Origin of the sequence: Arthrobacter sp. efr-133-TYG-120, from assembly GCF_030209785.1 — a bacterium.
In the GTDB taxonomy this organism is placed as follows: Bacteria; Actinomycetota; Actinomycetes; order Actinomycetales; family Micrococcaceae; genus Arthrobacter.
In genome coordinates this window covers 99,349-120,628 of sequence record NZ_JARVRI010000029.1, presented here as the reverse complement: position 1 = coordinate 120,628, position 21,280 = coordinate 99,349, and the positions used below count along the sequence as shown (strand labels likewise).

At 62.8% G+C, this 21,280-nt stretch carries 16 protein-coding genes and 2 tRNA genes; 5 read left to right on the top strand and 13 right to left on the bottom strand.

All coding sequences use genetic code 11. The features are described from left to right. Positions 1–69: 69 nt before the first annotated feature. From QRN51_RS16995 to QRN51_RS16985, 4 genes are all read left to right on the top strand, one after another. Complete coding sequence (locus tag QRN51_RS16995; RefSeq protein ID WP_284991014.1) at positions 70–2,241, top strand: DEAD/DEAH box helicase; 2,172 nt, start codon at positions 70–72, stop codon at positions 2,239–2,241. After that, positions 2,234–2,902 carry a DUF2290 domain-containing protein gene (locus QRN51_RS23370; protein WP_350225000.1) on the top strand — a complete coding sequence of 223 codons (669 nt, stop codon included), beginning with the start codon at positions 2,234–2,236 and terminating at the stop codon, positions 2,900–2,902. Before QRN51_RS16995 ends, QRN51_RS23370 begins: the two co-directional genes overlap by 8 nt. A gap of 858 nt (positions 2,903–3,760) precedes the next feature. Further along, a complete protein-coding gene (locus QRN51_RS16990) occupies positions 3,761–5,041 on the top strand; it encodes a restriction endonuclease (RefSeq protein WP_284991013.1) in 1,281 nt (426 codons plus the stop codon). A gap of 1,572 nt (positions 5,042–6,613) precedes the next feature. Continuing rightward, complete coding sequence (locus QRN51_RS16985) at positions 6,614–6,772, top strand: hypothetical protein (protein ID WP_284991011.1); 159 nt, start codon at positions 6,614–6,616, stop codon at positions 6,770–6,772. Position 6,773: 1 nt separating this feature from the next. On the opposite strand, the gene QRN51_RS16980 is transcribed toward QRN51_RS16985, so the two are convergent. The 9 genes from QRN51_RS16980 to QRN51_RS16940 form a co-directional block, all read right to left on the bottom strand. Then, positions 6,774–7,892: a transposase gene (locus QRN51_RS16980; RefSeq protein WP_284991010.1), complete on the bottom strand. Its 1,119-nt coding sequence runs from the start codon at positions 7,890–7,892 to the stop codon at positions 6,774–6,776. A 121-nt stretch (positions 7,893–8,013) separates the two neighbouring features. Next, positions 8,014–8,286 (bottom strand): 8-oxoguanine DNA glycosylase OGG fold protein, encoded by a 273-nt coding sequence (locus QRN51_RS16975; protein WP_284991009.1) that lies wholly within the window; start codon positions 8,284–8,286, stop codon positions 8,014–8,016. 793 nt (positions 8,287–9,079) lie between these two features. Continuing rightward, a tRNA-Met gene (locus tag QRN51_RS16970) sits at positions 9,080–9,156 on the bottom strand. A gap of 62 nt (positions 9,157–9,218) precedes the next feature. Beyond that, positions 9,219–9,290, bottom strand: a tRNA-Thr gene (locus tag QRN51_RS16965). A 118-nt stretch (positions 9,291–9,408) separates the two neighbouring features. Beyond that, a complete protein-coding gene (locus QRN51_RS16960; protein ID WP_284991008.1) occupies positions 9,409–9,771 on the bottom strand; it encodes a LysM peptidoglycan-binding domain-containing protein in 363 nt (120 codons plus the stop codon). A gap of 126 nt (positions 9,772–9,897) precedes the next feature. Continuing rightward, a complete protein-coding gene (locus QRN51_RS16955) occupies positions 9,898–12,123 on the bottom strand; it encodes a DEAD/DEAH box helicase (RefSeq protein ID WP_284991006.1) in 2,226 nt (741 codons plus the stop codon). 427 nt (positions 12,124–12,550) lie between these two features. Continuing rightward, on the bottom strand, positions 12,551–13,213 hold the full coding sequence (locus tag QRN51_RS16950; RefSeq protein WP_059387284.1) for an MOSC domain-containing protein: 663 nt from the start codon (positions 13,211–13,213) through the stop codon (positions 12,551–12,553). A gap of 21 nt (positions 13,214–13,234) precedes the next feature. After that, entirely contained in the window at positions 13,235–13,909 is a 675-nt protein-coding gene (locus tag QRN51_RS16945; RefSeq protein WP_059387283.1) for a response regulator, read from the bottom strand. Further along, the gene (locus QRN51_RS16940) at positions 13,906–15,390 is read right to left on the bottom strand and encodes a sensor histidine kinase (RefSeq protein WP_284991003.1); all 1,485 of its coding nucleotides are present in this window, start codon (positions 15,388–15,390) and stop codon (positions 13,906–13,908) included. Before QRN51_RS16940 ends, QRN51_RS16945 begins: the two co-directional genes overlap by 4 nt. A 91-nt stretch (positions 15,391–15,481) precedes the next feature. Between QRN51_RS16940 and QRN51_RS16935 the strand changes: the two genes are divergently transcribed. After that, positions 15,482–16,666: an acyl-CoA dehydrogenase family protein gene (locus tag QRN51_RS16935; protein WP_284991002.1), complete on the top strand. Its 1,185-nt coding sequence runs from the start codon at positions 15,482–15,484 to the stop codon at positions 16,664–16,666. 30 nt (positions 16,667–16,696) lie between these two features. On the opposite strand, the gene QRN51_RS16930 is transcribed toward QRN51_RS16935, so the two are convergent. From QRN51_RS16930 to QRN51_RS16915, 4 genes are read right to left on the bottom strand one after another with little or no spacing between them, the layout of a single operon-like run. Continuing rightward, positions 16,697–18,058, bottom strand: a complete 1,362-nt coding sequence (locus tag QRN51_RS16930; protein ID WP_284991001.1) for an MFS transporter — start codon at positions 18,056–18,058, stop codon at positions 16,697–16,699. Beyond that, a complete protein-coding gene (locus QRN51_RS16925; RefSeq protein ID WP_059387281.1) occupies positions 18,055–18,582 on the bottom strand; it encodes a winged helix-turn-helix transcriptional regulator in 528 nt (175 codons plus the stop codon). The genes QRN51_RS16930 and QRN51_RS16925 overlap by 4 nt, the downstream gene beginning before the upstream one ends. A gap of 54 nt (positions 18,583–18,636) precedes the next feature. Continuing rightward, positions 18,637–19,800 (bottom strand): cystathionine gamma-synthase, encoded by a 1,164-nt coding sequence (locus QRN51_RS16920; RefSeq protein WP_284990999.1) that lies wholly within the window; start codon positions 19,798–19,800, stop codon positions 18,637–18,639. 14 nt (positions 19,801–19,814) lie between these two features. Then, the gene (locus QRN51_RS16915) at positions 19,815–21,200 is read right to left on the bottom strand and encodes a cystathionine beta-synthase (protein ID WP_284990997.1); all 1,386 of its coding nucleotides are present in this window, start codon (positions 21,198–21,200) and stop codon (positions 19,815–19,817) included. Positions 21,201–21,280: the final 80 nt, after the last annotated feature.

The following is a 21,280-nucleotide window of genomic DNA, read 5'->3' as shown; positions in this document are numbered from 1 at the left end:
CAGATCGATGCAAGTGTCGACGTCACCGTTTCGGCCCGGGCGCGCGAGGTCTGCTGTTAGTATTCCTGCGTGAGTGTCGACATAATCCGAGGAACGAATGCAAAGCCGGTTGCGACCGAAGCGCTAATTACAAGCTTCGAACGTCGGACAGACCTCACCGGACAGCTATGGACTGGCTATCCGCTTTTAGGAGGTAACGACGGGGCATACCCCGTGGATGCGGTTTTCATCTCACCTGACCATGGAATCGTTGCCATCGACTTGATCGAGGGAAATGACAGTGAGGGCTACGAAGACCGCCAGGAAGATCTCGTGCGGCTTCTTGGTTCGCGACTGATGCTCCAACGAACCCTCGTAAAGAAAGGGAAGCTAAGAATTACACCGGAGGCGTTGAGCTTCTCGGCAATCGACACGGTTCAACCAATTGATTCGAACGAAGACGGCTACCCGCTCTGCGGTCCTGCCACCCTGGACAAGACACTCGAAGATCTACGAGTCTCGCCGATTGACATAGACACTCTCGACAGCCTGACTTCCGCCGTGCAAAACCTGTCCGGCCTCAGGAGCGGGCGCACACCCAGAGTGCTAAAACAAAAAGACTCGCGAGGGGCAAAGCTGAGCAACCTGGAGAAGTCAATTGCCACGCTTGACAAACAGCAAAGTGAAGCCGTGGTCGCGACTATCGATGGGGTTCAGAGAATTCGAGGGCTCGCAGGTTCTGGTAAGACAATTGTTTTGGCGTTGAAAGCAGCTTACCTCCACGCCTACCATCCGGAATGGAACATTGCGGTCACCTTCAATGCTCGATCGTTGCAGGATCAGTTCGTGCGTTTGATAAGGCGTTTCTTCATAGAGCAAGGCGGCGAGGAGCCGGACTGGAACCGTCTCCGTGTAATGAACGCTTGGGGTGGCCGCGGACGCGAGGGAACGGGTATTTATGCTGAATTCTGCCGAAGCAACAACATCGACTTTTGGGACTTCCGGGGGGCTTCACAAATGTATGGAAGTCAAGGGGCGTTTGAAGGCGTATGTTCTGCCGCGCTGAAAGAAGTAGCAGATCCAGTTCCGTTTTTCGACGCGATCTTAGTCGACGAAGCCCAGGACTTCCCCCCAAGTTTCCTTCGACTGTGCTACGAAATGCTTGACGAACAGAAACGTCTTGTCTACGCCTACGACGAACTGCAGAATTTGTCCGGCAAAGGTATGGCCTCCACTGAAGAGATCTTCGGCGTGGGCCGTAACGGACGTCCACGAGTTGATTTTGAAAGTAATGGGGAAGCAAATCATGGTAGCCAACGCGACATAGTCCTTGAGAAATGCTATCGCAACTCTGGCCCGCTGCTTGTGACAGCCCACGCCCTAGGTTTCGGAATATACAGGGAACCGCCGGAAGCAGCCGACACTGGGATAGTGCAGATGTTCGACAAAGCAGACCTTTGGCACGACATTGGCTACGAATCATCGCTGGGTCCCCTCCAAGCCGGGCAGCGAGCGGAGCTAATCCGCACGAACAGGACAAGTCCACACTTTTTGGAGAATCACTCCAATCGATCCGACTTGATACAGTTCCACACATTCGCGAACGAAGAGGAGCAAAACTCTTGGGTGGCGGATCAAATCACGGCCAATCTGGGGGAGGACGACCTCAGGCACGATGACATCATGGTGGTGAACCCGAATCCCCTTACGGCGAGAACGAACCTCGGGCCCCTCAGAAAAGCGCTCCTAAGGGAAAATATTCAATCTCATCTCGCTGGCGTAGACACCTCCGCCGATGTCTTTTTCCAACGTGACCAGGACTCAGTCACCTTCACGGGTATTTATCGTGCTAAGGGAAACGAGGCTGGGATGGTGTATGTCGTTAACGCGCAGGAAGGTCAGGGCCAAAGTGCCAACCTGGCTCTGGTGCGCAACAGACTCTTCACAGCCATTACGCGGAGCAAAGCGTGGGTACGTGTCGTCGGTGTAGGCCCGGAGATGGAACAATTGAAGACGGAATTCGAGCGGGTTCGAGAGGCTGAATTTGCTCTCGACTTCATTTATCCCGATGAAGTTCAGAGAGCCAAGATGCGGATCCTCCATCGGGAGGTGAACGCCGACACTCAGAAGGCCATCAACAGCCGCAACACTTCCGCGAGGCTGCTCTTGGAAGATTTGCAAAGCAAGAGACTCTTCTTGGAAGACTTGGACCCGGAAATTACCGCCCAACTTCGTTCCATGTTGAGTGAACAAGATGACTAGAGGGCCAAGCGCTCGCGAAGTTTTCAACGAAACCCGCAATACGGTGCATAATCTCGTAGGTCTGGGACTGGCAGACGACTCGCGGGATCCAGTTCTGACCGTGAGAAACGGTCGTTCGACAATTCAGACACAGGTGCGCGTTGATGGAAGCGTCCTCCACGCGGATTCCTATGCGGCGCTCTATGAGGACCAATTCCTTCGCGGTGTTTACAACGCTCTGCTGCCTGATGGTGCCTTACTGCAAATGTGTTATGAGTTCGCCGGTAGAACACTTGCGTCCCACCGATTGGCATATCTCCCCTCTCCGGACTTGGAACCCTTCCAGAACGACCCTGAGATGTACATTCGGGAGGTTCCGTACTTGGACGTGGTCGGTCGCCAAGTAGTGCCGGTTCCACTGAGATTCGATTACGACGCCAGACCGGGAGTAGCTCAGGACGGCGCGCACCCGGTTTCGCATCTGACCTTGGGACAGTATGCACATTGCCGCATCGCGTTAACCGGGCCCGTTAGACCCTCGGTTTTCGCCGATTTCGTTGTTCGGCACTTCTATTCAGCCCCTGGCTACTCTCTGGCTCGTTTAGCCTCCGCAGAACGGGGTTTCTCCCCGACAATCACGACTGCCGAGGCTTTAGACACTCACCTGTCCATCATGCTGTAGAACAGGTTGCCGGCAACGGAGAGGCCAAAGTTTTGAACCCATGGCTTCGGAGGTCGGTGCCTTGGACGATCTGCCCGAGAACTGTAGGTGAGACCACAGCCTAGTCGGTATGCCGCGAGCATCTTGTACTCCCGCTCTCGGTGGGCTGGCCCGGGTCTTCGCGCCCATTGCGCCAAGATAAGGCCGATATCCTCGTCTAGATTGACGCCCGTGCCGCTGTTACCCGTCGAACCCTTCGGGATTTTGCGAATTGCACAACGCAGGCGTACACGTCATGGTTGTACCATCCCCGATGGGACGCGTGAGAAAAAGCGTGCACTTTTTGTGCCAGGGAATGGTGTTCTTCTGGCCACGGCACCCAACATCATGGACTGTCGACACAACTCACAGCGTTGTGTCCGAGGTCGGTACTTACGCGGTCCTATCACAAGACTCCGGGGCACTCTGCGGCGGTGTGTGTTCATGGTCAGCACAATGCTATCCACCTCGCTTCCACGAAGCCCTGACCAATCGCTTGTTATTGTCCAGTTTCCAGGCCAAAGACGTAGAGAGACAGAAACGTCAATCTGGATGCCGCCAGTTCTAACTCGCAGCTCGGAGCGCTGCTCGCACGGGCTCCGGGAGCGGAGTGTCGTCGGGACACGCTGGGCAGTCAAGCGGACATCCAGGACTATGGATACTAGGCTTGTCTGGTTGCCGCGTTGGGGCAGGCGAAGGAGACACATGGGCTTTGATACGTACCTCGACGTCGGGAATCGAACTGCTCTCATGTGGAGGAAATCCACAAGCTCGATGCCTCGACTGCTTTTTCGCCACCACCAAACACTTACGGCATCCGTGGAATCCCCCAATAACCCAATGCACAAATTCGAGGTCGAATACCGGGCCACGGCTGCCGACGTTCTGGACACTCTAAGGGATGGCGGCCTTGGGTGGGATTCCTCCGTTGCGACATACAGCACTGTCCGCCAAGGCCTCGTTGCAGAGTCCATGCTTTATGTCGCCGACAGATTTGCTCCCGGCCTATCGAGAGGAGCGGCCGGCGTTGTGCCAGCCGAGCGTGTCCCCGCGTCGGACGGTGTGGTCCGAGTCGAGCCGCAATGGGATGCTGCTGCCTGGGACAAGAAGCTCGCCGCCTTTCAAGCGCAGCCTCCGTCGGATGACTTGAAGGCCCTGGGGGAGTTGCTTGCTCTCCAGTGGCTGGACGACGACCTCGAGGAGGTGGTCATTTTCAAGGACATGGTTTACGACGGCCCCATCTCAGCGTCTACCTCGTTCATTTTCGAGATAATGGACGCTGCGAAAGCACGCGACCTCGACCAATATGCTGTCGCAAGAGCAGCGGAGTCATTTGCCCTGTTGTACACAGATGCCCCTTTGCTGGCCTGGCCGCTGTTGGTCTGTGTGCTTCTCTATCACCTTCCACCGGAAACTCCCGTCTCGTATGTTCTGACGGAGCACGCGCATCAGTTGGAGGTCTCTTCAGACGAAGGTGCCAAGGAATACCTGGACAACTACTGGCTAAGTTCCGCCGAAGGCCTCGTTTCCCAGGCGGGCATTCTCGGCCGCTTGTTTAGCGTGCTGGCCTCGTTCGACAGCAAGCTGGGTCGGGAATTCTGGTTTGCTCGGGCTGCGGAAGCACTTGGCAGGCTCGACGCCGTGAACGCAGACAAGGAGCAGTACTCCACGAAGGCCCGCGGAGACGTCCTGGAGACCCTTGTCGATGCCCTTCTGCGGACGGAGGAGCCCGAGCTCTCTGTGCTCCAGAAGAATTTCAGAACCAGCGAAGAAGAGATCGACGTCGTCCTAACCAATGGATTGACCCACCCATTTTGGACGGCGCAGTCAAGCGCCTACATGTTTGTCGAATGCAAGAACTGGGGTAGTCCCGTCGGCGTAAAGGAATTGCGCGTCTTCGAGTCGAAGATGCGTGATCGCGGCGCTGTCTGCAAAATCGGTATCTTTGTCGCGATGGGTGGTTTTGCCGAAACAGCACTCGAGCGCCTCAAAGTCCCCCAACGCGATCTGGGCGTGATTTTCGCCGTCACAGGCGACGATCTGCGGGAACTTGTTACCAAAAAGACCCGTCTCACGGAGTGGCTGCGCACTGAGGGTGCGATCCGCGCCCTTGGCAAGTGACCGGGACGAACAAACGCGGTGACAGAAACCACCATCGGGCAGTTTGATCCGGCTGCCGCCGGAGACCTCGAATGATGGTTATCAACAGGCGGACGCTGGCAGAGCTGAAGCTCCGGAGCGGGAGGGGACACCGATCAGCGCCTTTGTACCGCGCGGGTCGCAGGTTCGAATCCTGTCGGGGGCTCAGAAGGATTCCAGGCCGGGGCGGCCCTCAAACTCAGGATCAAGAGTCCCGCTGTCCTCGAGGTCGGTAATCTCTTTTGCCTTCTCAACCGAGAAAGCGAACCGGAGGCCGTTTTCGCGACCGGAGCAGCTGAGCTGGTCCTGATACTTGGCGACCACGTGGTACTCGATGCCGTCAAGCGATTCGCCGCCGATTCATTCACCGGCTGCATCGTGCACTGAGTCGATGTAGACCTGAGGGACCGCCTCGTCCAAGACGCGCCATGTGAAAAAGGACGCCTTCGGGGAGACTTCAAGTATCTCCCTGGACGTCCTCTGCAGGATCGGGGCACGTTCGAGCGATGGTGCTGGCAGGTGCTCCGCAAAGGTGGTCGTACCCGCGACCTCCAGGCAGGCACTGTAGCCGATCGTGACGGAAAAGACGCGCGGATCCCTCGGTTGCTCCGGCAGTGCAACTGCCGGCTGTCCCTCGCGTTTCCCTCGTTGCCGCCGCCAGGTCACCAGACCCAGCGGCCACCCTGTTGTTCTGGCGGCTCTCTGCCGCCGGGCCTGACTCTACCAAAGAGGGTCCCGGATGTCCGGCCTGCTGTGTCAGACGAGGGGGGCGCCGTGCACGCTTTCCGGGCGCCGTTCGGTGATACTCGATTTATGGTTATCCGCATCAGACTCAGCGACCGAAAGACTGCCGACAGCGATGATCCGCTTGGACGGTCATGGTACGGCTACGACCCCCAGGCGACACCGGCCCAGCTCTGGGAGAACAACCGCGCTGCGGCGTCAGTCACTGCACCCTGCGCGGACGCGTAGGCGGACGCCCGCGTATCCGCGTTCGCCCGATACTGGTCTTGTTGGGTCGCCTGTCATGCGGCGCATAGTTCCAGGAGTAGCTACACCGCTATCCGTAAGACCACTCCAGAAACGAAATAATCCCCCGACGTAGGCGGGATTTTCGGGGTAGCGGTGGGAGGCTCAATCTCTCGATAATGAGTCGCCCATCCGCCGACGACTACTACTCCGGCACCACTGTGATCCTGCGTCTAGCTGGCTATAGCTTTGTCAATGTTGTGTTCCCGGGCATGACTTGGCGGCACTGCAGCAGTTGCTGCGGAGCCTGGTGGTTGGCAGTCACGGGGGCGGGTGGTGGTCTGGGGCGACGTTTGCCCCGGTGGTGCGCCCATGCTGACGTATGCGACCTCGGCGGCATGCGCCGGGTCATCTGGCGTTGTTCGGGCTGCAGCAGGGGCGAAGGACCGGGCGCCAAGCTAGACACGGCGTAACGCGTGAGCGTCCGCCATAGCCCCGACGGCGTCTGATCCGGCCCTCCGTCGGTTCCAGCGTCCCACCACGGGACTGCGTTGTGAAGGGCGATCGGGGGGGTAAAGCACCTCCTTGCCGATGCGGCGGGTTTCCCGGGGCGCCTTGATCGTGCACCCCGGCTCCTCGCTGTCAACGTCGTTCGTCCTCGCTGCGCTGCGGGCGATCCACGTTGACCGCTTCGGCACGCCGCGGGCGGCGGGCAGCTATCCCGGGAATGCCCGCGGACTTTAGCTCAGGCCCACCTCGCCGGGTCGCAGGCTGCATGGTCACGCACAAGTGCATAGGCGATCCGATTGGCGCGATGGGCCATCGCGCACGCGATGACCCCGCCATGTTTGCCCCGTTCCTTGAGAGTGGCCGCGCGGACCCGGCTGGGCGGGTCGTTGAACCAGAGTCCCATGCCGAGATCGATCAAGGCCCGGCGGAGTGCAACACTTCCCTCGCGGCTGATCGAACCGTCCCGCCGTTTGCCTGCCGACTCATACTGGGCCGGTGACAGCCCCGAGGCCCGGTAGATCTGTGCGGGCCCGGGCCAACGGTGCGGATCGCCCAGCGCCCCGCCGTAGTTCCCGGCGCGGACCACGCCCCAGCCCGGGGTCGTGGTGAGAGTCGCGAACGGGCTCATCGGCAGCAGCCGGGCGAACTCTGTCTCGGCCGCGTCGATCTGCGCGCCGAGCTCCGCCAACAGCGCCAGATCAGCGACAAGAACCTCCCGGGCCACCGCCGCGTCCTCAGTGGTCAGAGCCTCGCGGGCGGCCTGAACCAGCCGTTCGGCCAGCGGCCAGCGCACCCGGAGCCCGCGGGCGGCCGCGAACCGGACGAACCGGCCCGCGCCCAGTTTCGCGAGCCTTTTGGGGTCTGTGAATTCAGCCGCGACAAGGCGCCCCACTTTGGTGCCCAGCACATCCGGCAAGACCAGCGTCAGGCCGGGGAAGGCCCGATCCAACTGGCCCAGCAGCTGGTTCTTCGTCGCGGTCCGTGTCTGGATCCTGCGGGTCCGGTGCGCCGCCCAGGCCCCAAGCTCTCCGATCACGGCCTCACCACCAGCGACGGGGATGCCGCGGCCAGCCAGCACCTGCCAGTCCGCGGGCCACACGGACGGCACCAGCAACGGCCGGTGATAATGCCCGGCAGCTTCGATGCCGACCCGCACCGGCACGTCGGCCCCTGCGAGTCTTCTGCGGATCAGCGCGAGGACACCCTCCACACCGCGTCCGGTCATCTCGAAGTCCACCGGACCCAACAGACGGTGCCGACCGGCATCGGTCACTGACAACGCCACCGCCGTCTTACCAACATCGACAGCCACCACAACAGGCAAATCAGTAGCCACCACGGCCTGAACAGACATAACAAACACCTCCAGGTATCGGGAGGACCACTCAGATCAACCACAGGCCCTCCACGGGGAATCTGATACAACCCGTCCTGACATCTCCGGAGGTGTTTGGGAAGGACTAACTCAACTCATATCAGCCCCGGCCCGTTGCGAGTTTGAAGATTGCCTTTTCGACCTGCACGCGGGTGCGCCCGTATGGCTCGCCCCAGCATGCCAACAACTCGAGATACCTCCCATAAGAAGCGGTCGACTTGTCCAAAGACAAGTCCGTTTCGTTGTCTAACCATCCCGTTATTTTGTCGTCGAGGATTGGCGCTGCCGCCGCATCGTCAGGACCTTCGAGTGCAGATGCGAAATACAACCACTTTGTGAAGTATGAACGCCCGAGGTGTTTGATGAACGCCACAAAATGTCAGTCAAGGCCAACACCGCGATCGCCCGCGAACTCGCCGGCTGGTGCTGGTCACTAGCCGCCCCGCTCCAACAAGGAGAACGCATGAACGCGGCCTGACATGAACTGCCGGCCCGGGACGCGAGCGAAGCGCGATGGCAGCACCCGGAGCTAACTCGGGAAGCGCTCTATGAGCATACGGATCACCAACCGTCGGACGATCGATCTTAGACACCGATACTGCTCCAGCCGAACAAATCGTCATGCGGTAACCAACCCGCGAATGTCAGCCTGACACTGCAGTCGAGAAAGACTCGCCACCACGGGTCACCACGGCCCGGCCGGCAGACGATGAGCGGGCCCCCGGAACCACAAGCCAGGAGCCGCTCATCCACGCATCTTGACAAGCACGGGCTACATATCAGCTGGCGGCTCCGACCGGCGTCGGGTGACCTTTCGATTTTTCAGACTAAAGGTCCTACTTCAAACTGCCGCCAGTGGCGGTCCGGACTGGAGCAGGTAGCCGAGCAGCCGGGAGGATTACCTCCCAGTGGCCGCTCTAGGCCATCTGGAGGCCCTTACTCGACAGCCGGTACGGATCCAGCTGTAGCAGGAAGATGGGGCTGCAGAGGGCTGCCGAGAGCCTAACCGTTGCGTCTCAGCACCCCCGTGCCGGAGCAGCCATTTAACAGCCACTCCTCAGAGAATATGGCGCCTTTTGAGGGAATCTGAGAGACGCCTCTCGAAGGTGAGTCGTCTCATATGGAGAAAAAACCCCCGGAATCTCGCGGATTCCAGGGGTTTCACTTGGTAGCGGTGGGGAGGCTCGATCTCCCGACCTCACGATTATGAGTCGTGCGCTCTAACCAACTGAGCTACACCGCCACGAATGAGAAAAACCTGCGTCAAGCCGGTCAAAAACCGCCTTGACACAGGCCCTCATTCAGAGCCCCCCACCGGAATCGATCCGGTGACCTCGTTCTTACCAAGAACGCGCTCTACCACTGAGCTAGGGGGGCAACGAGTAAATACTCTACCGGACGATTTCTCAGGCCACAAATCGGCTGCGGGACAGGGAAAAACGGCACCGACACAATTTGCATCCGCCCCGTTTTCTTGGGCAGGAAAGGGTCCGAATCAGGGCAGTCGGAGCACTTGGCCAGGGTAGATGTGGTCCGGGTTGGGCACGGTGTCCGCGTTCACGGCGATCAGGGCACCCAAGTCAACCCCGAACTGCAAGGCGATGCCGCTGAGGGTATCGTCTGCCTCCGCTACAACTTCCGTGACCGGCCCTGCGCTGGCGGCGGAAGCACCGGCGTCGGGCAGTGCGGGGCCGGGCGCCACGGGAGCCTCCACTGACGGCTCCGGACCCGGGCTTTGGACCGTTACCCCCGTTGAGGCTTCAGCGGCCTCCTGTGGCGCCTCAGACGGCCGTCCAGTCGGCTTGTGTTCGGCCTTCTCGAAGCCGAGGTTCTTCTTCAACCCATCGAGGAATCCCATGAACCTAGCTTTCCACAGCCGGGCAAGCGCGGAACCTGGGCGGGCGTTAAAGTGGGGCCACCGTTAAACGGCCAGAGGCCGGCTCGAAAGCCGGCCTCTGACGAGAAACCCAGGAACTAGTCCTGTTTACCACTTACCCTTGCGGTTGAAATCGCGGTTGCCCGCGTCGCCACCAGTGCGCGGCTTGCGTGCGCCGCGGTCGGCGTAGCTGCCCGTTCCGGTACCGGCGCTGCTGCGCTCGCTGTAGGAACGGCCGCCGCGATCAGCGGAAGAGCGCTCGCCACCGGAGTAGCCGCCACGGTCGCCTTCAGTCTTACGGAACTCCTTCTTGAAGCCACCGTTGCCCTTGAAGTTTCCGCCACGGTCACCACCGGAGTAGCCACCACGGTCGCCGCCGCGGCTGCCTCCGGAGTAACCGCCACGCTCGCCGCCACGGTCAGAGGCCGGCTTGCGGCCGTTGTCCAGCTCGAGGTGAATCAACTCGCCGCCGATCCGGGTGCGGGACAGGGCACGCAACTGCTCGGGGCTCAGGTCCGCCGGGAGCTCCACCAGGGAGTGGTCCGAGCGGATGTCGATGCCGCCGATCTGTGCCGAGGAGATGCCGCCTTCGTTGGCAATGGCGCCAACGATCGAACCCGGCATGACGCGCTGGCGGCGTCCGACGGCGATCCGGTAGGTGGCGTTGCCCTCCGTCAGGGCGCGGGTCGGGCCACGGGAACCGAAGCCGTCCTTGGAGCGCTCGCGCTTCTGGAATTCCGGTGCAGCCGGCAGTTCCTTGACCAGGAGCGGCTGGCCGCCCTGTGCCATGACGGCCAGTGCAGCTGCGATCTCCGAAGCCGGAACGTTGTGCTCCTCTTCGTAGGAAGAGATCAGGTCGCGGAACGCGGCAACGTCCTCGGACTCGAGGGTCTCCGTGATCTTGTCCGCGAACTTGCCAAGGCGCAAGGTGTTGACCGTCTCGGCAGTGGGCAGGTGCATCTGCTCAACCGGCTGGCGGGTGGCCTTCTCGATCGAACGCAGCAGGTACTTCTCCCGCGGCGTCATGAAGAGGATGGCGTCGCCGCTACGGCCTGCACGGCCGGTACGGCCGATGCGGTGGACGTAGGACTCGGTGTCGTGCGGGATGTCGTAGTTGACCACGTGGCTGATGCGCTCAACGTCAAGGCCACGGGCCGCGACGTCGGTGGCGACCAGGATGTCGATGCGGCCTTCCTTCAGCGCGTCGACAGTCCGTTCGCGCTGCTGCTGCGGAATGTCGCCGTTGATGGCGGCGGCCTGGAAGCCGCGGGACTTCAGCTTGTCAGCCAGGTCCTCGGTAGCCATCTTGGTGCGCACGAAGGCGATAACGCCGTCGAACTCTTCCACCTCGAGGATGCGGGTCAGGGCATCGAGCTTGTGCGGGCCCATGACCTGCAGGTACCGCTGGCGGGTGTTGGCGCCGGTGGTGGTCTTGGACTTGACCGAGATCTCGGCAGGGTTGTTCAGGTACTGCTTGGACATACGGCGGATCTGGCCCGGCATCGTGGCAGAGAACAGCGCAACCTGGCGGTCTTCCGGGGTCTGCTGGAAGATCTGCTCAACGTCCTCGGCGAAGCCCATGCGGAGCATTTCGTCGGCTTCGTCCAAGACGAGGTACTGCAGCTCGGACAGGTCCAGGGAACCCTTGGAGATGTGGTCGATAACGCGGCCCGGGGTACCCACAACAACCTGTGCACCGCGGCGAAGGCCAGCAAGCTGCGGGCCATAGGCGGAGCCACCGTAGACGGGGAGAACCGTGAAGTCATCGATGTGCTTGGCGTACGAGGTGAAGGCCTCGGCAACCTGGAGCGCAAGCTCGCGGGTCGGAGCGAGGACCAGTGCCTGCGTCTTGCGGGACGGGCCGTTCAGGTCGTGGAGTTCGGCCAGGCGGGACAGTGCCGGTACTGCGAATGCTGCAGTCTTACCGGTGCCGGTCTGGGCGAGGCCGACGACGTCGCGGCCTTCGAGCAGCAGCGGAATGGTTGCTGCCTGGATCGGAGACGGCTTCTCGTAGCCGACGTCCTGCAGGGCCGCAAGGACGCGGGGGTCGATTCCGAGGTCGACGAAGCGGATGCCCTCTTCCTCTTCTTCGACAGGCGATTCGGCCGGAACCGCAGCCGGGGCCTTGGCGGAAGCCTCGGCGGGTGCCTCGGCCGGGGCCTTGGCGGAAGCCTCGGCGGGTGCCTCGGCCGGGGCCTCAACGGGCGCTGCAGCCTCGATGAACTCAGCGGCGGGTGCGGCGGTTTCGGCGGGTGCGGTTTCGGCGATCTCGGCGGCGGTCTCTGCTTCTTCAGCAGACTCGGCGACGAACGGGTCGTTCAGGTTTTCGGGCATAGGGGAAAGTTTCCTCATCCATAGGGGGCCAGTCGGCGCGGCCCGGTTGGGCTTGGCCGCAGTACACGTTGCGGGCAAAAGAACCCGAAGGCTCTGGTGCTCGCAAGAAGTCCGGCGCTGTCGCAATCCCATGGCAGGACTTCCCGCTGCATCTCTTGGCTGCTATCTCAGCAGTCTGTACAGCGTTTTCTTCGCCCGGCTCTCCCTATGAAACTGCCCACACACATTTTGCGGGCCCCAACACTGACCAGTCCTGCCTCAAGAATTGGGCAGGAAAAAGGGATTTCCGGAGTGGGGGATACTTCTAGTGTAGGGCACAGATTGGTCCCGCGGCGACATAACTGCCGACGGCGGCGGTGAGCTTGCGCACAAAGCCGCGCCGGGCGCCCTCAAGACCGCCCCTCAGGACGGCAGTACGAGGGCATCTTCAGGCGTCCACCCCGTTGCGGCGCATGAGCTTTTCGAAAGAGTCGTGGTAGTCGGACTGCAGCAGGATTTCTCCGTCCGCCTCTGCGTCGAGCAGCAATTGCATGTCATCGAGGTTGGGGTTGCTGAACCACTGCCCCACCGTGATGCCGTGTTTCGGCACAAACAGTTTGTGGATGTAGTCACCGGCCGAAATGGTGCCGGTCTTCACTACGCGCAGGTAGGTGCCGACCCGCCCTGCTTCGGTGAAGCGCTTGACCCACTGCGGTTCATTCATGCGGCGCTGGAACGTTGCACACGGTACGCGAGGGGACGTGACCTCGACTTCGACGTCCAAGCCGATCTTCCACCGTTCGCCGATCACCGCACCGCTGGTCTCGATTCCGGCAACGCGGAGGTTCTCCCCGAAGATCCCGGCGGGCATGTCCCGTTGGAGTTCATTCGCCCAGTAATCGGCATCCGCCTGGGAATACGCGTAGAGCGCCTGGTCCTCGCCGCCGTGGTGGATCCGGCTCGCCTGGATGTCGCCGTGGATTCCCAGCTTGTGGACCTTCACCGGCCCGTCAACGGGGCGCTTGTCAATGGCCGTCACTCCTACCGACCCTTCGGGATCGGGCAGGAGCTCGTATACCCGGCAAACAGCAAGCAACGATGCGGTATCCATGACTACAGTCTACGTACGCAGCTACGGATCGAAGCGATATCCCATGCCGGCCTCGGTATGGAGGTGTCGGGGCTGTGCAGGGTCGCGTTCGAGCTTGCGCCGGAGCTGGGCAATATAGACACGCAGGTACTGGGTCTCCTTGGCGTAGGCCTGTCCCCAGACCTGTGTGAGGATCTGCTGCTGGCTGACCAGCCGTCCGGCGTTGCGCACCAGCAATTCCAGGATGTTCCATTCCGTGGGCGTCAACCGGACTTCCGCGCCGTCTTTGGTGATCTTCTTTCCGGCCAGGTCAACCAGGAAGTCGGCGGTCTGGAGCGTCGGCGCTTCATGCCGGGGCGCTGCCCGCCTCGAGGCTGCACGGAGCCTGGCCAGGAGTTCGTCAAGGCCGAAGGGCTTGGTCACGTAGTCGTCGGCCCCGGCATCGAGGGCCTCAACTTTGTCTTCCGAACCGTGGCGGGCAGACAACACGATGATGGGCATGGTGCTCCAGCCGCGGATTCCCTTGATCACGTCCACGCCATCCATGTCCGGCAGGCCGAGATCGAGCACCACGATGTCCACGGGCTGCTGGGCAGCCGCCTTGAGTGCGTCTGCGCCGTTGCCGACGCTGATGGCACGGTAGCCGTGGGCATGGAGATTGATCTGCATTGCCCGGGCGATCTGGGCTTCATCTTCCACGATCAGCACGAGGCTCATGGCCGCCCTCCCGTCCACAGAGGGAGTGTGACCACCATGGTCAGCCCGCCTCCCGGCGTCGCCTCGGCCATGAGCGTACCGCCCATCGCCTCGGTGAAGCCCTTGGCGACAGCGAGTCCCAGGCCGATTCCGCTGCGGCCGTCACGGCTGGATGGAGAATCATCGAGGCGTTGGAAAGGCTGGAAAAGCTCCAGCACGGCCGCGGGCGCTATCCCCGAGCCATGGTCCATCACCCGCAGTTCGCTGGCCGGCCGACCATCCACCATGATGCCCGCACCGGTCCGCGCCACCAGCACAACATCGGAATCGGGCGCGTATTTCACCGCGTTCTCCACGAGGTTCGCGACGACGCGTTCCAGCATCCCGGCGTCGGCCTCTATATACGGAAGGTTGGCCAGTAGCTCGTTGCGTATGCGCTCCCCCGGCACCCCGCGTAAAGCCTCCGGCAGGATCTGGTGCCAGCCCAGTCCGCGCAGCAGCGGGTTCACGGCATCCGCGGTGATACGGGACATGTCCAGCAGGTTATCCACCAAGTGATCCAAACGGTCCGCGTAGTCCTCGATAGTGGCCAATAGTTCGCGCTCGTCTTCGGGAGCAAAGGTCACGTCTTCCTGGCGCAGGCTGCTGACGGCAAGCTTGATGCCCGCCAAAGGAGTGCGGAGATCATGGGAGACGGCTCGCAGGATGGAGGTCCGCATCTTGTTGCCTTCCGCCAGGCGCGCGTTGTCCTGCCTGCTCTTGACCAGCTGCTGGCGCTCCCGCACGGCCACCACGAAGGCGCCGAACGCGGCGAGCATGCGGCGGTGCTGTTCGGAGAGCGTTCCGCCCCTGAGCAGGAGCGTGTAGTTGCGATCGACGACGGCGGCATGGTCGGCGGCCGCATGGGTCACCGGTGGTTGAATCCCGGAGCTTGCAAGGACCTTCCAACTCGGACCGGGCGCGTCCGGCGAGTCAAACGTGGAGAGCAGCGTCATCGCTTCCATTCCGAGGTTGACGCGGATTTTGTCCAGGAACGACTCGAGGCTGCCGTCCGAGCTCAGGATACGAAGGGCCAATTCGCTCAGTGCCCTCGCCTCGGCTCCGGAATGCGCGGCTTCCTGGGCCCGTCGGGTCGCCAAACCGACGGCGAGCGCCACGCCGCACGCCACGGCAAGGAAGATGACCAGGGTGAAAAGCGTGGCAGGATCCGCGATCGAGAGGGAGCCCACCGGATCGGCTGAGAAGTAGTTCAAGAGCATGCTGCCGAGGACGGCGGACACCACCGCCGGCCACAACCCGCCGATTGCGGCAACGGCGGCGGAGACGGCCAATTGGAAGAGCATGATCATGGCGAAGTTCCGGTATTGCAACGCGGAGACCAGGACTTCGATCGCAGAGGGTAGCAGCAGGGCCAGGACCAGGCCCGCCAGAATTCGGAGTCGCCCGATTCCCTTGACTGCCGGTAGCTGCAGCCCAATTGCGTTCACATCCGCGGCGGCCATGGCTCAATTCTGGCACGGCGCAGGTGCCGCGCCAGCGCCGACGGTCCTTACAGGACGCTGCGGGGAACATGTCCGGCCTTAGGATGCTGGCATGAGCCATTCAACGACGAATACCTCCGATGTCCTTGCCCTCGATTCCCTCTTGGGCTCCGAGGAACTGGAGCTTCGCGAGAAGGTACGCGATTTCACGGACCAGCGGATCCGGCCGAACATCGCCCGCTGGTACGAGGACGCGGTGTTCCCGCGGGAACTGCCGGCAGAACTCGGCGAACTCGGCGTCCTTGGCATGCATCTGGAGGGCTACGGCTGCCCCGGCCGCACCGCCGTCGAATACGGCGTTGCCGCCATGGAACTCGAGGCCGGCGATTCCGGCATCCGGACCTTCGTGTCCGTCCAAGGCTCCCTGGCCATGACGGCGATCCACAAGTGGGGCAGCGAAGAGCAGAAGGAACGATGGCTCCCGCGCATGGCTGCCGGCGAACTGATCGGCTGTTTTGCCTTGACGGAGCCGACGGCGGGTTCGGACCCGTCGTCCATGGCCAGCTTTGCCCGCCGCGACGGGACGGGCGACGACGCCGGCTGGGTGCTGAACGGTTCGAAGCGCTGGATCGGGATGGCATCGATCGCGGACGTCATGGTGGTGTGGGCAAACACCGACGACGGCATCCGGGGCTTCCTGGTTCCGGCCGGCACCCCGGGAGTCACCGTGACTCCCATCGACGCGAAGCTCTCCATGCGTGCCTCGATCCAGTGCGATGTGGTGTTCGACGCCGTCCGGCTGGGTCCGGAGGCACTCCTCCCGGGTGCCATGGGACTCCGCGGCCCGTTCTCCTGCCTCAACGAGGCGCGGTACGGCATTGCCTGGGGTGCCATGGGCGCTGCCCGCGACTCCTACGAGGCCGCGCTCGAATATGCCGGAAGCCGCATGCAATTCGGCAAGCCCTTGGCCGGCTACCAGTTGACCCAGGAAAAGCTCGTGAACATGGTCCTGGAGATCCAGAAAGGTACCTTGCTCGCCCTGCACCTTGGGCGGCTCAAGGATGCGGGCAAACTGCACCCGGAGCAGATCTCGGCGGGCAAGCTCAACAATGTGCGGGAGGCAATCAAGATCGCCCGCGAAGCGCGCACCATCCTCGGTGGCAACGGCATCACGCTGGACTACCCGCCCATGCGCCATGCCAACAACCTGGAATCCGTGCGCACTTACGAAGGGACGGACGAGGTGCACACGCTGATCCTTGGCCAGCACATCACGGGCGTCCCGGCTTTCCGCTAGCTCCGCGCGCGGGGGGACCAGCCCAGCGAGCTAGGCTCCGACCGAAACCGGTTCCTTCTTTCCCGCGTCCTTGCGGATGGTGGCGCTGATGACGGCGGCCACCGTGCACATCGCTGCGGCGCCGATCCATGCGTAGGTGTAGTGGCCCGTGGCGTCCCGGATGTAACCCGCGAGGAACGCTGCGGCCGCGGCCCCGAGCTGGTGGGCGGCAAAGACCCACCCGAACACCACCGAGCCGTCCGCGCCGAACACCTTCCGGCAGATGGCCGCCGTCGGGGGCACGGTGGCCACCCAGTCCAGGCCGTACACCACTACGAACAGGATCATGCTCGGTTGCACGGCGGAGCCCAGAAGCACGGGCAGCACCAACAGCCCAACCCCGCGGAACTGGTAATACACAGCCAGGAGCACCTTGGGATTGAAGCGGTCCGTCAACCAACCCGAGGCGATGGTGCCCACGATGTCGAAGATCCCGACGACGGCCAGCAACCCGGCCGCGGTGGTTTCCGGCATGCCGTGGTCGTGCGCCGAGGGGATGAAGTGGGTGCCGATCAGGCCGTTGGTGGTGGCACCGCAGATGGCGAAACCGGCAACCAGTGCCCAGAACGTGCGCACTTTGCTGGCGCGCTTGAGGACCTGCAACGCCCGCACCGCCGCGTTGGGCGTCTTGGCGCCTTCAGCGTCGGCGACTTCCGGGACCGGGGCGGGCTCCGCCGTCGTCGGCTCCTCTGCTTCGGCACCGTAAGGCTGGACCCCGACGTCGGCAGGTGAGTTCTTCAGCCAGCGCAGCACGAGCGGCACTACGGCAAGCGCACCCGCTGCGATGAGGAGCGAGGCACCGCGCCAGCCCGGGCTCTGGGCAAGCACCGCGATGAAGGGCAGGAACACTAGCTGCCCGGCCGCGCTGCCCGCCGTCAGGATGCCGATCACCAGTCCGCGGTTCTTGGAGAACCACGTATTGGCGATGGTGGCCGCGAAAACCAAGGCCATGGAGCCGGTGCCCAGCCCGATCAGGACGCCCCAGGTCAGCAGGATCTGCCACGACTGGTTGACGAACACCGTCAGGGCGGAGCCGAGACCGATCAGGCAAAGGGCAATCGCGGTGACGGTGCGGATGCCGAAGCGTTCCATGAGCGCGGCAGCGAAGGGCGCCGTGAGGCCGAACAACACCAAGTTGATGCTGACGGCGAGCGACAGCACGGTGGTTGACCAGCCGAATTCCTGTTGCAGCGGCACCATGAGCACACCGGGCGCCGCCCGGAAACCGGCCGCGCCTACGAGGGCCAGGAACGCGACGGCGGCGACCATCCAGGCGGGGTGGAGGCGCCGCTTCCGCGGAGTCTTGCCAGCTGGTTTGCCGGCGGAAAGTTTGGTGGAATTGGGTGCGGTCATGCGGAGGGCTCCGATTCGTCCAGGAGGTCACGTCTGGCGGGGGCGGTGGCCAGGGCCATGGGGTGTTCCGATCGCGTGAGGCTATGCCAACTGGTGTTGGCCGCGGTCAGGCGGGACCCGCAGTGGGAGCACGTATCAGCCGACGCGGTCGGCAGCCCGCAGCCGTTGTGGATCACGCGCATGTGGGCGTTGTCCGCCGGCGCGTCGAGATGCTTCTCGGACCAGAGAATGATGGCGTTCAAGACGGGCAAGGCATCTTCGCCCTTGGCCGTGAGGACGTATTCCTGGCGCGTGCGGGCGCCATCTTGGTAGGGCCGTTGGGCAAGGAGGCCTGCCTCGACCAGCCAGCCCAGTCTTTTACTGAGGACGTTGTCTGCGATGTGGAGGCGGGTTTTGATGGCGTCGAAGCGGCCGTTGCCGAAGAAGACCTCCCGCAGCACCAGGCTTCCCCAAGGGTCGCCGAGGATATCGAGGCCGCGCGCCAGGCTGCACGTCCGCTCGGACCAATCGGATCGTAAGGGCATGGTTTGAGATTAGCTGGCTTTTCTAAAGAAAGCTAGGTTACTTCGTGAGGGCTTTCAGTCGGTGATGTTGCCGATCGCCTGCTCGAGGTCCGCGATCAGGTCCTCGACGTCCTCGATGCCGCAGGAAAGCCGGATCAGGTTGACAGGCACGGCCAGCTCAGTGCCCTTGACCGAAGCGTGCGTCATCTCCGAGGGATAGTTCATGAGGGACTCGATGCCGCCCAGGGACTCGGCCAGAGTGAAGACCTGGGTGGACTCTGCCACCTTGCGGGCCGCAGCTTCGCCGCCCTTGAACTGCACGGAAATCATGCCGCCGAACTTCTTCATCTGCTTGGCCGCGAGCTCGTGGCCCGGGTGGGAAGGCAGCCCCGGATACAGCACGGCTTCAACCTCGGGGCGCTCCAGCAACCACTCGGCCACGGCTTGGGCGTTCTCGCTATGGCGGTCCATGCGCACGCCGAGCGTCTTGAGGCCACGCGTGGTCAGGAACGCATCCATGGGTCCGGACACGGCGCCGACAGCGAACTGCACGAAGCCGATCTTCTCTGCCAGTTCGGCGTCCTTGACCACGATCGCGCCGCCCACCACATCCGAGTGGCCGCCGATGTACTTGGTGGTCGAGTGGACCACGACGTCGGCCCCCAGGGCGAGCGGGGTCTGCAAGTAGGGGGACGCAAAGGTGTTGTCGACCACCAGGAGGGCACCGGCGTCGTGCGCTACTTTGGCGAGCGCTTCGATATCGGTGATCTTCATCATGGGGTTGGAAGGCGTTTCCACCCAGACGATGCGGGTCTTGTTCGCCGCGACGGCCGCGGCAACGGCGTTCAGGTTGGACATGTCCACTGGTGTGTTGCCGATGCCCCACTCACCCAGCACGCGGTTGATGAGCCGGTAGGTTCCGCCATACGCGTCGTTGCCGAGGACGATGTGGTCGCCGGGCCGGGCAACAGCACGGATCAGTGAGTCCTCCGCTGCGAGGCCCGAGCTGAAACTGAAGGCGTGGGTGCCGCCTTCGAGCGCGGCGAGCTGTTCCTGCAGCGCATCTCGGGTGGGGTTGCCGCCGCGGCCGTATTCGTAGCCGTCGCGCAAACCGCCTATGCCGTCCTGGGCATACGTCGAGCTGAAGTGCAGCGGCGGAACCACGGCGCCGGTGCGCGGTTCGAACGCCTGGCCGGCGTGGACGGCACGCGTGTTGAATCCTGCTTCGTTTGCAGACATATGAACTCCTAGTGTCAGTTGCTCAGGTAGGCGAGAAGGTCGTGGCGGGTCAGGATGCCCACGGGAGCTCCAACGAACGTCACCATGACGGTGTCGACGTCGGACAGCAGCTCGCGTGCGGCGGAAATGGTCTCCAGGGAGCCGATCACGGGCAGGCGCTCCCCCATGTGCTCGGAGATCTTGTCGGTCAATTTCGCCTCGCCACGGAACAGCTTGGAGGTCAGCGTGCGCTCATCGACAGCGCCGAGCACCTCGCCCATGACCACGGGCGGCTCCTGCGAGAGGACCGGGATGTGCGAGACCCCGAATTCGTTCATGATGTTGATGACATCGCGGACGGTCTCGTTGGGATGGATGTGGACGAGGTCCGGCATTTCGCCGGTCTTGGACTTCAGGACCTCGCCCACCGAGGCTTCCTCGCCGCCGGAGAGGAAGCCGTAGGAACGCATCCACTTGTCGTTGAAGATCTTCGCCAGGTAGCCACGGCCGGAGTCCGGCAGGATCACGACGACGACGGCTTCCTCGCCAAGGTCTTTGGCCACCCGCAACGCGGCAACCACTGCCATGCCGGAGGAACCCCCTACCAGGAGGCCTTCCTCGCGGGCCAGGCGCCTGGTCATCTCGAAGGAGTCGGCGTCGCTGACGGCGATGACATCGTCCGGCACAGTCTTGTCGTAGTTGGCCGGCCACATGTCCTCGCCGACGCCCTCCACGAAGTAGGGCCGCCCCGTGCCGCCCGAGTAGACCGAGCCTGCCGGGTCCGCGCCGATGACCTTGACGCGGCCGCCGTCGGACTCCGGCCGCTGGGCGGACACATCCTTGAGGTAGCGCCCGGTGCCGGTGATGGTGCCGCCCGTCCCGGCGCCGATCACGACGTGGGTGATCTTCCCGTCGGTATCACGCCAGATCTCGGGCCCGGTGGTTTCGTAGTGGCTGCCGGGGGCTGCGGGGTTGGAGAACTGGTCCGGCTTGTAGGCTCCGGGGATCTCCGACACGAGCCGGTCGGAGACGCTGTAGTAGCTTTGCGGGCTGTCCGGGGCCACGGAAGTAGGCGTCACGACAACTTCGGCGCCGTACGCCTGAAGTACGGCACGCTTGTCCTCGCCCACTTTGTCCGGGACAACAAAGATGCATTTGTAGCCCTTTTGCTGGGCCACCAGGGCGAGTCCGACGCCGGTGTTGCCCGAGGTGGGTTCCACGATGGTTCCGCCCGGCTTGAGCTTTCCGTCCCGTTCCGCTTCCTCGATCATCTTCACCGCGATGCGGTCCTTGATGGAGCCACCGGGATTCACATATTCAAGCTTCACCAGAATGGTGGCTTTGATGTCCCCGGTCACGTGGTTGAGCTTGATGAGCGGTGTATTGCCAATGAGGTCCAGGACGGACTGGGCGTACTTCATAGGTACCAAGTTACCGCTTGGTCGGGACTGCTCCGGTGCAGCGGAGGACTCAGCCGGGTGCCGCGTCTGCATCTAGCCAA